Annotated in this window: 10 protein-coding genes; 7 read left to right on the top strand and 3 right to left on the bottom strand. The window is 67.3% G+C overall.

Going from position 1 to position 13,494, the window contains the following annotated elements; all coding sequences use genetic code 11:
* Window positions 1–29: 29 nt before the first annotated feature.
* The 4 genes from FFK22_RS07005 (at window position 30) to FFK22_RS06990 (ending at window position 6,436) form a co-directional block, all read left to right on the top strand.
* A complete protein-coding gene (locus FFK22_RS07005; RefSeq protein ID WP_138886140.1) occupies window positions 30–386 on the top strand; it encodes an FKBP-type peptidyl-prolyl cis-trans isomerase in 357 nt (118 codons plus the stop codon).
* A 129-nt stretch (window positions 387–515) separates the two neighbouring features.
* Complete coding sequence (locus FFK22_RS07000; RefSeq protein WP_138886141.1) at window positions 516–2,768, top strand: calcium-binding protein; 2,253 nt, start codon at window positions 516–518, stop codon at window positions 2,766–2,768.
* A gap of 129 nt (window positions 2,769–2,897) precedes the next feature.
* Window positions 2,898–4,439, top strand: coding sequence for a calcium-binding protein (locus FFK22_RS06995; RefSeq protein WP_138886142.1), 1,542 nt, complete (start codon window positions 2,898–2,900; stop codon window positions 4,437–4,439).
* A 170-nt stretch (window positions 4,440–4,609) separates the two neighbouring features.
* The gene (locus FFK22_RS06990) at window positions 4,610–6,436 is read left to right on the top strand and encodes a calcium-binding protein (RefSeq protein WP_186002346.1); all 1,827 of its coding nucleotides are present in this window, start codon (window positions 4,610–4,612) and stop codon (window positions 6,434–6,436) included.
* 10 nt (window positions 6,437–6,446) lie between these two features.
* Here the strand turns inward: FFK22_RS06990 and mazG are convergent, their stop codons facing one another.
* Window positions 6,447–7,277 carry a nucleoside triphosphate pyrophosphohydrolase gene (gene mazG / locus FFK22_RS06985; RefSeq protein WP_138886144.1) on the bottom strand — a complete coding sequence of 277 codons (831 nt, stop codon included), beginning with the start codon at window positions 7,275–7,277 and terminating at the stop codon, window positions 6,447–6,449.
* Between the two features lie 151 nt (window positions 7,278–7,428).
* Between mazG and FFK22_RS06980 the strand changes: the two genes are divergently transcribed.
* The gene (locus FFK22_RS06980; protein WP_138886145.1) at window positions 7,429–8,289 is read left to right on the top strand and encodes a hypothetical protein; all 861 of its coding nucleotides are present in this window, start codon (window positions 7,429–7,431) and stop codon (window positions 8,287–8,289) included.
* 37 nt (window positions 8,290–8,326) lie between these two features.
* On the opposite strand, the gene FFK22_RS06975 is transcribed toward FFK22_RS06980, so the two are convergent.
* Window positions 8,327–9,250, bottom strand: a complete 924-nt coding sequence (locus FFK22_RS06975; RefSeq protein WP_186002345.1) for a DMT family transporter — start codon at window positions 9,248–9,250, stop codon at window positions 8,327–8,329.
* Window positions 9,251–9,321: 71 nt separating this feature from the next.
* Here FFK22_RS06975 and FFK22_RS06970 point away from each other — a divergent pair, with 71 nt between their 5' ends.
* Window positions 9,322–10,116 (top strand): helix-turn-helix domain-containing protein, encoded by a 795-nt coding sequence (locus FFK22_RS06970; protein WP_138886146.1) that lies wholly within the window; start codon window positions 9,322–9,324, stop codon window positions 10,114–10,116.
* Window positions 10,117–10,274: 158 nt separating this feature from the next.
* Here the strand turns inward: FFK22_RS06970 and FFK22_RS42755 are convergent, their stop codons facing one another.
* The gene (locus FFK22_RS42755) at window positions 10,275–10,481 is read right to left on the bottom strand and encodes a hypothetical protein (RefSeq protein WP_186002344.1); all 207 of its coding nucleotides are present in this window, start codon (window positions 10,479–10,481) and stop codon (window positions 10,275–10,277) included.
* Window positions 10,482–10,992: 511 nt separating this feature from the next.
* Here FFK22_RS42755 and FFK22_RS06960 point away from each other — a divergent pair.
* Window positions 10,993–13,446, top strand: a complete 2,454-nt coding sequence (locus FFK22_RS06960) for a hypothetical protein (protein ID WP_138886148.1) — start codon at window positions 10,993–10,995, stop codon at window positions 13,444–13,446.
* Window positions 13,447–13,494 lie beyond the last annotated feature (48 nt).

The raw sequence follows: 13,494 nt of genomic DNA, 5'->3' as shown, positions 1-13,494 counted from the left end.
CCCCGATACCAACCCGAGAAGGAAGCATCATGTCCCGCACCGTCACCGCCTCCGGGCTGGAATACGAGGATACCGAGGTCGGCACCGGCGCCGAGGCGAAGGCCGGCGTCACCGTGACCGTGCACTACACCGGCTGGCTGCAGAACGCCGACGGCAGCGCCGGCAAGAAGTTCGATTCCAGCAAGGACCGCAACGAGCCGTTCCGCTTCCCGCTCGGCGGCGGCCGGGTGATCCGCGGCTGGGACGAAGGCGTGCAGGGCATGAAGATCGGCGGCAAGCGCCGCTTGGTGATCCCGGCCGCGCTGGGCTACGGCGCCCGCGGCGCCGGCGGCGTGATTCCGCCGAACGCGACCCTGATCTTCGACGTCGAGCTGCTCGGCGTCTGATCGCGCCGTCCGGGCCGGGCTTGACCCGGCCCGGCCTCTCCTAGGACAATAGACCGAGCACGGGCGGCGGTGCTGCCCTGAACGCAGATATTTGTCTCAATATTTTGACGTCTGATTGGGGAGGGGCACGTGGCGATCATCGACGGCGACGACAACCCGAACACTCTCACCGGCACGCCGGACAACGACACGATCAACGGCTTCGGTGGCGACGATAGCCTCGACGGCGGTTCCGGCGGCGACGATGTGCTCAACGGCGGCGACGGCAACGACGTGCTCAACGGCGAGGACAGCTCGTGGGGCAGCCAGGGCAATGATCTGCTGCATGGTGGGGCCGGCGCCGACAGCCTCCGCGGGAACGGCGCCCTCCATGACGAGTTTGGGAAGGACACCGCGACCTATTACGACAGCATCTCGGCGGTGACGGTCGATCTCCACGCCGGCACCGGCGCCGGCGGCGACGCCGAGGGCGACACCCTGATCGCCATCCAGAATGTCACCGGCTCCGATTTCGGCGACACGCTGATCGGCACCTACGGCAACGATATCCTCCGCGGCGGTGGCGGCGACGATGTGCTGAGCGGCGGGCTCATCGGCCGCGACGTCTTCGATGGCGGTGACGGGGTGGACACCGTGACCTATTTCGACTTCGTGGTGGGGAGAAAGGTCGATCTCGCCACCGGATGGGAAGACGAATACTACGCCGACAAGCTGACCAGCATCGAGAATCTGATCGGCTCCAATGTCGGCGGCGACGATCTGACGGGAAACAGCGGCGCTAATGTCCTGAGGGGCGAGGCCGGCAACGATCTGCTCCGTGGCGGGGCCGGCGCCGACACGCTCGACGGCGGCGTCGGGTATGATGCTGCAAGCTACTATGCCGGAGCATCGGCGGTGACGGTCGATCTCACCACCGGCACCGGCACCGGCGGCGATGCCCAGGGCGACACGCTGATCGGGATCGAGGCCGTCACCGGCACCAATGCCGGCGGCGACACCCTGACAGGCGACGCCAATGGCAACACCCTGATCGGCCTGGCCGGCGCCGATGTGCTGCGCGGCGGGGCCGGGGATGACTCGCTCGCAGGCGGGACTGGCAACGACATCCTCGATGGTGGGGCCGGGGTGGATACGGTGAACTATGCCGACGAGGTCGGGAACGTGACGGTCGATCTCACCCTCGGGATCGGTGCCGGCGGCGACACTCTGACCGACACCCTGATCGGCATCGAAAATGTCGTAGGCTCGAATGTCGGCTTCAACACGTTGATCGGCAACAGCGGCGACAACTTTCTGCGGGGAAGCGGCCTGCTCCGCGGCGGAGCCGGCGCCGACAGGCTCGCCGGCGGTTACGGCGGGAACGACACGGCGACGTATTCCGACAGCCCGTCGGCGGTCACGATCGAACTCGCCTCCGGCAGCAGCCCATACGATTCCGGCACCGGCAAGGGCGGTGACGCCGAGGGGGACACCCTGGTCGGGATCGAGATCGTCATCGGCTCCGCCTTCAACGACACGCTGACCGGCAGTTGGCGCTATCACGAGACCCTGCGGGGCGGGGGCGGCAACGATCTGCTCCGCGGCGGTGCCGGCGCTGACACGCTCGACGGTGGTGCCGAGGTGGACACCGCGACCTACTATGCAAGCGCCTCGGGGGTGACAGCCGGCCCTGGCTCTGGCTCCGGCGGCGACGCCGAGGGCGATAGTCTGAGCGGCATCGAGAACTTCACCGGCTCGAATATCGGTGGTGACATCCTGCGGGGTGACAGCGGTGCCAACATCCTGAGCGGCTGGGGTGGCGACGACAAGCTCTACGGTGGGGCCGGGGCCGACAGGCTCGACGGCGGCGCCGGTGTCGACTTCACGTCCTATTACAACAGCACTGCGGCGGTGCGGGCAAATCTGGCCGCCGGCACCGCCTCCGGCGGCTTCGCCCAGGGCGATGTCCTGGGCTCGATCGAGAACATCAACGGCTCCAGTTTCAACGACACCCTGACCGGCAGCAGCGCCGACAATGCGCTGGGCGGCCTGGCCGGGCGCGACACGCTCACCGGCGGCGGCGGCGCGGACCGCTTCGTCTATGTGGCCGTCAGCGACAGCGCGGTCGGGGCCAATGCCGACCTGATCACCGATTTCAGCCACGCCCAGGGCGACCGGATCGACCTGTCGGGGATCGACGCGAATGGCGGGGGGCTCGGCAACGCGGCCTTCACCTTCATCGGCACCGGCCTCTACACCGGCGTGGCCGGGCAGTTGCGCTACGCCGTGACGAGCCCCGGCGTGACCACAATCGCCGGCGACATCGACGGCAACGGCACCTCCGACTTCCACATCACTCTCACCGGCAACCTGACCCTCGTCGCCGGCGATTTCGTGCTCTGACAAGGGCGCCTTGACCCGCCCCGGCCCCTGCCAGGACAATGGATAGAGCAGGGGAAGGGGCGGCTAGGCCCCGAACCCCGGCATTTGTCGCGACGTTTTTTTGATTTCTCATTTGGGGGGGAGGGGCACGTGGCGATCTACAATGGCGACGACAATCCGAACACATACACCGGCACGCCGGACAACGACACGATCAACGGCTGGGGCGGCGCCGACATCCTGAGCGGCGGTGACGGCGACGATACGCTGACCGGCGGGACCGGGGCGGATACGCTGAGCGGTGGGGCCGGCATCGACGCGCTCCGCTACAACCTCAGCAGCGCCGGCGTGACGGTGAACCTGACGACGCTCGCAGCGTCGGGCGGCGACGCCCAGGGCGACGTGATCGCCGCGGATTTCGAGTATATTTTCGGCACCGATTTCGCGGATACGCTGACCGGATCGGCCGCCGATAACCAGTTCTATGCCGGCGTCGGCGACGACATCCTCTCCGGCATGGCCGGCACCGACGTGCTCGACGGTGGCAACGGCGATGATGTGCTGGACGGCGGCGACGGCGGCGACACGCTCTATGGCGGGAATGGAGCGGACCAGATGATCGGCGGCGCCGGCTACGATTATATCGGCTACTTCGGCCCCGTCGGCGTGACGGTGAACCTGACGACGCTGGCCGTATCGGGTGGCGAAGCCGAGGGCGATGTCATCAGTGCCGATTTCGAGGCGGTCATCGGCGGCGCGGGCGGCGACACCTTGACCGGAAACGCCGGGGACAACTCCCTCTGGGGCTTCAATGGCAACGACAGCCTCAGCGGCATGGCCGGTGCCGACAACCTGATCGGCCATGCCGGCGACGATCTGATGCGGGGCGGGGCCGGCAGCGACAGCCTCAATGGCGGCGACGGGACGGACACTGCGACCTACTATGACAGCGCCGTGGCGGTGACGGTCAATCTCGTCCTCGGCACCGGCGCGTTCGGCGACGCCCAGGGCGATATCCTGACCGGCATCGAGAATCTTTCCGGCTCCAATGCCGGCGGCGACGATCTGATCGGCGATAGCGGCGCCAATAGCCTGCACGGCTATGGCGGCGACGATGTGCTCCGCGGCGGGGCCGGCGCCGACACGCTCGAGGGCGGCACCGGAACCGACCTGGCGTCGTACTACAACAGCGCCGCCGCGGTGACGGTGAACCTGGCCGCAGGCACCGGCTCCGGCAGCGATGCCCAGGGCGACATCCTGGTCTCGATTGAGAACCTCAACGGCTCCAACTTCGCCGACACCCTGACCGGCAACGGCGGCACCAATGTGCTGCGCGGCCTGGCCGGCCGGGATACCGTCACCGGCGGGGCCGGCGCGGACCGCTTCGTCTATGCGGCGACCGGCGAGGCCGGGATCGGGGCCAATGCCGACCGGATCACCGATTTCAGCCATGCCCAGGGCGACCGGATCGACCTGTCGGGGATCGACGCGAATGGCGGGACTCCCGGCAACGGGGCCTTCACCTTCATCGGCACCGGCCTCTACACCGGCGTGGCGGGTCAGTTGCGCTACGCCGTGACCAGCCCCGGCGTCACCACGGTCGCCGGCGACGTCAACGGCGATGGCGCCTCCGATTTCCATATCGCCCTCACCGGCACCATCACCCTCGTCGCTGGCGACTTCGTGCTCTGAGACGGGTGATCACGAGCCCAGCCGGCGCCGGCCGCGCCGCGACGGATGAGATCCCGGCCTTGACCCGGCCTACCTCCTGCTAGGACAATCGAGCAGGGGTAGGCCAGGGGCGCGCCCTAGACTTGGACATTTATCGAACCATTCTTGTGTATCATTGGGGAGGAGCGCGCGTGGCGGTCATAAACGGCGACGACAATTCAAACACTCTCACAGGTACATCGGACAGCGACACGATCAACGGCTTCGGCAGAGAGGATTCGATCAGGGGCGGCGACGGCAACGACATCCTGAATGGCGGCGACGGCGGCGACTATCTGGCTGGCGGGGCCGGGGCGGACACGCTGATCGGCGGGAGCGGCTACGACACGCTCGTCTACGACGGAATCGGTTTCGGCGGCGTGTCGGTGAATCTGACGACCCTGGCGGTTTCGGGCGGTGAAGCCGATGGCGATGTGATCAGCGCAGATTTCGAGAGCATTTTGGGTTCCTGGTTCGCGGACACGTTGACAGGGTCGGCCGGCGACGAATGGCTCTACGCCAGCAGCGGCGACGACGCCCTCTCTGGGCTGGGCGGCAACGACTCGCTATTCGGCGAAAGCGGTGCCGATGTGCTGAACGGCGGCGACGGCAACGACACGCTCGAGGGCGGCGACGGAGCGGATCACCTGAGTGGCGGCAGCGGCTTCGACGTCCTCAGTTACATCGGCTCTGGCCTCAACCCCAGCAGTAGCGGTGTGACGGTGAACCTGACGACGCTGACCGCATCAGGCGGCCACGCTCAGGGTGATGTCATCGGCGCCGATTTTGAAGGGATCGTTGGCGGAAGGTTCGCTGACAACCTGACCGGAAATGCCGTGAACAACACTCTCGACGGTTACAGCGGCAACGACAGCCTCAGCGGCATGGCCGGCAGCGACATCCTGATCGGATATTTCGGCGGTGATCTGCTGTGCGGCGGGACCGGCGGCGATAGCCTCGATGGCGGTGACGGGGTGGACACTGCGACCTATTACGACAGCGCCTTGGCGGTGACTGTCGACCTCGCCGCCGGGATCGGCTCGGGCGGCGACGCCCAGGGTGACACCCTCAGCGGCATCGAGAATCTCACCGGTTCCAATATCGGCGGCGACACCCTGACCGGCGACGGCGGGGCCAACATCCTGCGCGGCTATGGAGGCGACGATTTGCTCCGCGGCGGGGCCGGTGCCGACAGCCTGTTCGGCGATGCCGGGACGGACATCGCGACCTATTATAGCAGCGCGTCGGGGGTGACGGTCGATCTCGCCGCCGGGATCGGCTCGGGCGGCGACGCCCAGGGCGACACGCTCAACGGCATCGAAAACCTCACCGGCTCCAATGTCGGCGGGGACACCCTGATCGGCGGCAGCGGCGCCAACATCCTGCGGGGCTGGGGCGGCAACGATCTGCTCCGAGGCGGCACCGGGGCCGACACGCTCGACGGCGGCGTCGGAACCGATCTGGCATCCTACTACAACAGCGCTGCCGCGGTGACGCTAAATTTGGCCGCCGGCACCGGCACGGGCGGTGACGCCCAGGGCGACATCCTGGCCGCGATCGAGAACCTCAATGGCTCCAACTTCAACGACACCCTGATCGGCAACGGCGGCGACAATGCGCTGCGCGGCCTGGCCGGCCGCGACACGCTCACCGGCGGCGGCGGCGCGGATCGCTTCGTCTATGCGGCCGCCAGCGAGAGCGCGGTCGGGCCGAACCGGGACGTGATCACCGATTTCAGCCACGCCCAGGGCGACAGGATCGACCTGTCGCTGATCGACGCGAACACCGGGGCGAGCGGCAACCAGGTTTTCAGCTTCATCGGCGCCGGCCCCTTCACCGGGGTGGCGGGGCAGCTCCACTACGTCATGGGGAGCGGCCAGACCGTGATCGCCGGCGACGTCAACGGCGACGGCACCTCCGACTTCCACATCGCCCTCACCGGCGCGATCACCCTCGTCGCCGGCGACTTCCTGCTCTGAGCGGTGCGGGCTAAGCGGTCTCCGCCCGCTTGGCGGCGACCCACAGGGCTTCCATCTCGTCCAGGCTGGCCCCGGCGGGATCGCGGCCCTCGGCCCGCAGCGCCGCTTCCAGGTGGCGGAAGCGGCGCTCGAACTTGGCGTTGGTCCGGCGCAGCGCGGAATCGGGGTCGACCTCGTAGCGCCGGGCCAGGTTGACGGCGCAGAACAGCAGGTCGCCGATCTCGTCCTCGATCCGCTCCTTCGGCGCCCTGCCGTCGATCTCCGCCCGGATCTCGCCGACCTCCTCCTCGATCTTGTCGAGGATGTCGGCCGGGTCGGTCCAGTCGAAGCCGACCCGCGCCGCCCGCTTCTGCAGCTTCAGCGCCCGGGTCAGGCTGGGCAGGCCGCCGGCGATGCCGTCCAGAACCCCGGCGGGCCGGCCCTCGGCCTCGGCCTTGGCGGCGCGCTCCTCCGCCTTCTGCCGCTCCCACTGCGCCGGCATGCCGTCGGCGTCGACCGGCGCGTCGCCGAACACATGCGGGTGGCGGCGGATCATCTTGTCGACGATGCCTGCGGCGACGTCGGCGAAGTCGAAGGCGCCGCGCTCCTCCGCCATGCGCGAATGGAAGGCGACCTGGAACAGCAGGTCGCCCAGCTCGTCCTTGAGCTCGTCCATGGCGTCGCGCTCGATCGCGTCGGCCACCTCATAGGCCTCCTCGATCGTGTAGGGCGCGATGGTGCGGAAGCTCTGCTCCACGTCCCAGGGGCAGCCGGTCTCGGGGTGGCGCAGCCGCGCCATCACCTCGATCAGGCGGCGCGTGGCCTCGGCGGCATCGGGGGGAACGTCGGGACGATCGGTCATCAGCGGTCTCCGGGCGGATGCCCTCTGGTATCGCCCCCTCTGGTATCGCATCAGGGCGGCGCCGGCAAATCGCACTCCGGCTTGCCAACGCAGCGTCCTCGCATTCCTATATCCGGCCGGGGCGCTTGGCTCCGGTCCGGAGGGGACAATCATGACATTCCTGCGATCTCTCAGAACCGTCGCGCTCGCGACCAGCCTGGCGACGACCGTCGCGCTCGCCGCCTGCGCGCCGAAGCCCGCACCGGCGCCGGTCGAGCCGGTCGGCCCGACCCAGCTCTTCTCCTACGAGGCGCTGACCTTCAAGCCGCTCGGCCTGAACGACAAGAAGGCCAGCTATGCCGACCGCGCCGCCTTCACCGAGCAGGTGAAGGACACCGAGCTGCCGAAGATCCTGGCGCTGCTGAACATCCCGGCCGACCAGGTGCAGACCGAGGTGACGCCGGGGGGCTACCAGCTTGAAACCAACGCCTCGCTGCAATCGGCCTTCGAGGCCGACGCGAAGACGTCCGATCTGTTCGCCGCTTCGATCGGCTACACCTTCCGCCAGTGGAGCGTGCTGGTCACCGACTTCACGCCGGAAGGCCAGGGCAACACCGCCTATGCCGTGGTCACCTTCAAGGACCACGCGCCGAGCGGCGACGAGGCTCAGGCCTTCTTCCAGCATGCGGCCTCGGTCAACAAGGGCCTCGGCGGCGGCTACACCGCCTTTGGCCGCGACCTGTACTTCCTCAACATTGGCGATTCCGAGGGCAAGGCCTATAGCGGCCTCGACGACGCCACCTTCGTCGCCGAGCTGACCAAGGCGGCGGGCAGCTTCGCCGGCACCCCGGTCTCGGTCAGCCGCTCCGGCCGGGTGGACGCCCGCTTCGTCGAGAACGACTGGGACAAGGCCAAGACCGGCCAGGATTACGGCAAGATCCTGGGCCGCGACCTGACCCGGAAGCTGACCCAGCTGCGCCGCGACCACGAGAAGGCGCTGCGCAAGTTCGGCACTGAGCACGGCTGGAAGTAGGCGAAGCCGGCGCCGCCCCGCCGCGGGCGGCGCCGCTTCACTCGGCGGCCTCGACTACCGCGACGGGCCGCGCCGCGCGCCGGCCGAAGCGCTGGGCCAGGACGACGCCCAGCAGCACCAGCGCGCCGCCGGCCAGATGGTACGGGTGCAGGCTCTCGCCCAGCACCGCCACCGCGATCGCCGCGGTCATCACCGGCGACAGGTTGATGAACAGGCTGGTGCGGCTGGGCCCGAGCAGGCGGATCGCCTCCATCCATAGAAACGGCGCCAGGATCGAGGTCGGGATCCCGGCATAGAGGATCATCCCGATCGCCGTCATGCTGTGCGGCGCCGCCGGCGCCAGCAGCCAGCCGGGCAGCAGGAACAGCGTGGCGAAGGCGATCTGCAGATACAGCGACGGCCAGGCCGGCAGCGGCATCGGCCAGCGCCGCAGCAGCACGCTGTAGCCGGAATAGGCGACGCAGGCGATCAGCATCATGCCGTCGCCCGGCACCAGCCCGCCGCTGAACGGCGCCAGCGGGTCGCCCTGGCCCAGCAGCAGCGCCAGGCCGAACAGCGACAGCGCCCCGCCGCCCATCATGCCCAGCGTCGGCGCTTCCGCCAGCAGCAGGCTCGACAGCGCCATGGTCAAGAGCGGCACCAGCGACACCACGAAGCCCATCTTGGTGGCCGAGGTGGTCTCCGCCGCGAAATAGGCCAGCCCCTGATAGGCCGCCATGCCGAGCAGCCCCAGCACCGCCAGCTTCGCCAGATGCGGGCGGATCTCCCGCCGCAGCCGCCATACCGGCCGGATCAGGAACGGTGTCAGCAGCAGCAGCGCCAGGGCCCAGCGCTCGAAGGCGATGACGCTCGGGTGGATCTCGGTGGCCGCCAGCTTGGTGACGACCACATTGCCGGACCAGATCGTAACGGTGACGACCGGCAGGGCGAACCAGCGCATGGGAGTGGGCGATACGGACATGACAGCAACCTAGCGTCTGGCCGGTTCGATATATATAACGATGATCGGACAGGCGATAGGGAGGACTGGACATGGGTGAGCGCATGCCCGCACTGCGCGGCGAGCCGCCCGATCCGCTGTCCTTCCGCACCGAGGATTATCCGGCCGGCATGGTGTGGCCCGAGGCGTCGCTGCCCTGGGGCAAGCTGAACTACGCCGTCCGCGGCCTGATGGTGTCGACGGTCGACGGCGTGCGCTACCTGTCGCCGCCGCATTACGCGATCTGGACCCCGCCCGACGTGGTGCACGCCTGCCACAACCGCGACGCGGTGCGCTATGTCTCGGTCTATGTCGTGCGCGAGCTTTGCGTGGATCTGCCGGCGGAGCCCTGCACCCTGGCGCTCAGCCCGCTGATCAAGGCGATCCTGGCCGATGTCGACGCCCGCGGCGTGAAGGTGCCGAAGAGCGTCGAGGACCTGCGGCTGGCGCAGGTGCTGGTCGATCAGATCCGGCTGGCGCCGCGCCATTCCTCCTACCTGCCGCTGTCCGACGACCCGGCCCTGCGCGTCGTGCTGGAGGCGCTGCAGCGCGAGCCCGGGGACCGCCGGTCGCTGGCGGAATGGGGCCGGATCACCGGCACCACCGAGCGTACCCTGTCGCGCCACTGCCAGCGCGACCTTGGCATGTCCTTCGCCGAATGGCGCCAGCGGATGAAGCTGGTCGCGGCGCTGTCGCGGCTGGAGGAGGGGGCCTCGGTCGGTGCGGTGGCGCGCTGGCTCGGCTACGGCAACGCCTCGGCCTTCATCGCCATGTTCCACCGCCTGACCGGCACCACGCCGGAGCAGATGCGCAAGGACGGCCTGCGCCGCGACCGGGAAGCGGCGTAAGGCACGCCACCGACCTTTCCCGCCGCCCATGCCCCAGAGCGTGTTGGCGCCGGCATTGCCGGTCAGCGTGTCGGCGAAGGCCGAGCCCAGCACCTGCTCGATGCTGCTGAAGGTGTCGCCCGCGGCATCGCCCCCGGAGACGACGCCGGTCGCCAGGTTCACCGATACCCCGGCGGCGGACCGGCATAGCTCGCCGTATCGATGCCGGCGCCGCCCTGGAGGATGTCGTTGCCGCCCAGGCCGTTGAGCGTGTCGCTGCCGGCGAGGCCATTGATGATCTCGATGCCGTCGAGGTTGGCCGGATTGCCCGGATCGGTGCCGGTGAGGCTGTCGTTGCCGGGCATGCCGTTGAGGGTCTGGGTCACGGGTCGTCCTCCTGTCTGTCGGGTCGACGCCGCCCCTTCTGCGGGAGCGGCCGAACATCCAATGGCGCCGGGCGAAGCTGGGCAGGGACGGGCTGGGGCAGATTTAGCAGGTCTCGACGTCAACGGCGACAAGGCGCCGGATTTCGCCAGCAACGTCACCGCCGACCACGCCCTGACGGCCGGAGATTTCGTGCTTTAGACCGTCCCCACCGTCCTTGCCCGGCCCCGCCGGGCGCCATCGGATCGTCGCACGTTCCCGCAAAGATGGCGGCGCCATCCCGAAAGACAGGAGGAGATTCCCGCTTTCGCGGGAATGACGGCAAAGGGATGAATCGGCGTTCTGCAACGGTCTCGCCTGGCGTGACAGCCTGACCCGGGCCGGCGCCGGCATCCAGCCGCGCATCGGCCCATATCAAAAGCGGAATTCCCATCGGTGTCCTTGAGGCCAATCCTGACGCGATCGTGTCAGGCGTAACAATCTTGGTTTCCGAGCAGCGTTGGGAGAGTGGGGATGGAAGACGGTTCGCGGCAGCCAACGGGCGGAGGTGGCCCAAGCCACGAGCAATCGGCAGACCTGGATGGGAATCTCATCGGTTGGTTGGCTCAGCTGACGCACACTGACCCTGCCCGGATACGGACCGCCGTCGAAGCGGAACATCTTCGGGGTCTGGCACGGCGCCAGACGGACGAAAATCTCACCACCAGCTACAACGAAGCGGACACCCTGCTCGACAATCGGCTGAGAGGGTCGGAGGAGCAACTGGCGCTTCTGGACAGGCTGGATGGGCTCGAACGGACGCGGGAAGACCAGTTCAGGAAAATCGAGCAGCTTACGGCAGCGGAGCAGCAAGCCTTTCAGGCTATAGACGGCCAGCAGGATGCCTCGAATGCGCTCCTGGACCAGATCGCTGTGCAGCGACAAGCCGTGGACCGCTATGAGACCGAGCTCGGAAGGTTGTACGATTCGCTCGAAGACCGGTGGACGGAGGCCGGCGAGGCGCTGAATGCCCAGGGGATCGCGGTGGGCGAGGAGGCGAGGGACCTCGACCGTCTGAGGACTCTGATCGCTGACCGGCGTGGCACTCTCGGCCGGGAGCTCGACGATCTGGAGCGGCGGACGCAAGAGGCGCAAGCGGAAGAGCAGGCCGCCAGGGCAGGAAATGCGGAAGCGACCGCACGCTCCGAGGTGCTGCGGCGCGAAATCGAAGCCCTCGGAACCCCCTCGGAAGATCCGCAGGATGCGGAGCGTGCGGCGAAAATTGCGGCAAGGCTCGAAGCCCTCGAGACCGAACGTTCCGCAGCCGATGCGAAGGCGGAAATCAGCAAGGCAGCACTCGATCGGCTCGGCACTGATCTGACAGATCTGGAAACACAGAAAAAGAACGTGACCCGCGCCATCGGCGCTTTGGACAACCTTGTGGATGGCGAGGATTCAGCCATCAACGAACTTCAGTCCATTGAGGATGAATACCACTCGATATTGCAATCTCAGCTACAGGCGGACGAAACGATCGCTGAATTGGAGAAAAATATTGCGGAAAATGACAACAGGATTCAAGAATTCCAAGAAAATATAGCGAATATCAGAACCAAAATCAGCCAAAATCAGCTACAAATTTCAGGTGTTGAAGAGGAAATTCAAAAAAATCGAGATAGGGATGCCGCATCTGGACGAGAGATGTCCGAGATGGATCGGCAGAAGACGGATCTCGATAGAACGATCGATCAGCTTTTGCAGACTTCGGCACAGCTGGACAGCGACGCGCTGCGCCGCGCCATTCAGCAATTGCCGGAGACGCTGCAGGACGAGATCACCTTCGCGCCGACAACGACGGAACCGCAGGATCCCCCCCAAACCCAAGGCGATCTCCGGGAGACGAGGCAGAGAATCGAGCAACTCGTCGTCGAGGCCGAGGAGGCTGGGGCGGAGGGAATGGATGCGGCGGCGAGCGCAAGCATGCTACGCGCCGGCCGGGATATCGGAAAGATTCTTCTGCGCGACGCCGTGCTGCTGGGCACATTGGCCACCGTCCGGGAAGCGAGCGCCTATGGCATCGGCGCAAGCAGCGACAAGACGCAGCAGGATCTCGCCGCATTGCTGATCGGGCTGAACTTTCTGCCGATCGCGGTGAAGGTCGGCGGCCTGATCTATGACACCAGTGCCAGTCGACCGGAAGAAGACCGGTTGGTGCCAACAGGAAAGCAATATGCTTCGGTGGTCACCAACACCCTCATGATGATCGGGGCGACCGTCGCCGCCGACAAGGTCGGGGGCGGGGTCGCCGCCCAGGCGCCCGCGGCTGCCAGGGCGCTGATCATCGGCCTGCGCGACATGGCGAACCTGTTCATGCCGGTCGCGCAGAATCGTCGCGGCAACCTGCTGTTGAACATGCGGGCGGTTCTCGGCGACAATCTGGCGTACTCGCTGTACTCCCAGCTGACGACCATCCTGATCGCTCTGGGATTGGTGCATAGCGGCGCCGGTACCCAGGCGATCGGCCTGGCCGGAACGGAAGCCGCCAAGGAGGTGGGCAAGTATGTCGCGGCCTATACGGCTGTCGAGCTGTTGGAGACGATTTCGTACCGTGCCTTCAACCAGTATTTCGACAGGATTGCGCAGGGCCTCGAGCCGGCGATGCCGGGCGATCCGAACGCCAGTCAGGGCCTGCAGGGCATCGCCCGATTCCGGGCCAAGGTGGGGTTCAAGCTCAAGCACACCTTCGCCGAGGTTCGTCGCCAGGGGACCGATGTCGCGCATGCCCGTCAGGCCTTCACCTATATCGTTCTCCTGCTCGGAAACGTCGTCTCCGAGCTGACCAAGGACCGCAGCGTGACGTCACAGACTCTCATCTTGGCGGGAGCCATGTTCGCCGCGACCTTTGCTGCGTATTTCCCCTTCGTCGGGCTGTCGGAATACGCAGCCGCGCCGGCACGGGATCGGGACGAGGAGGCCGGGAACCAATAGGGGCACCGTGGCTTCTATGGGGAGCCCCCGTCCGGGGAAGATCGTCCG

It is taken from the genome of Mycobacterium sp. KBS0706, from assembly GCF_005938675.2.
In the GTDB taxonomy this organism is placed as follows: domain Bacteria; phylum Pseudomonadota; class Alphaproteobacteria; order DSM-16000; family Inquilinaceae; genus Inquilinus.
This window is presented reverse-complemented; position numbering and strand designations above follow the sequence as displayed.

Coding starts and splice junctions, on each gene's coding strand:
- FFK22_RS07005 (WP_138886140.1), top strand. CDS start 30: ATGTCCCGCACCGTCACCGCCTCCGGGCTGGAATACGAGGATACCGAG.
- mazG (WP_138886144.1), bottom strand. CDS start 7,277: ATGACCGATCGTCCCGACGTTCCCCCCGATGCCGCCGAGGCCACGCGC.
- FFK22_RS06980 (WP_138886145.1), top strand. CDS start 7,429: ATGACATTCCTGCGATCTCTCAGAACCGTCGCGCTCGCGACCAGCCTG.
- FFK22_RS06975 (WP_186002345.1), bottom strand. CDS start 9,250: ATGTCCGTATCGCCCACTCCCATGCGCTGGTTCGCCCTGCCGGTCGTC.
- FFK22_RS06970 (WP_138886146.1), top strand. CDS start 9,322: ATGGGTGAGCGCATGCCCGCACTGCGCGGCGAGCCGCCCGATCCGCTG.
- FFK22_RS06960 (WP_138886148.1), top strand. CDS start 10,993: ATGGAAGACGGTTCGCGGCAGCCAACGGGCGGAGGTGGCCCAAGCCAC.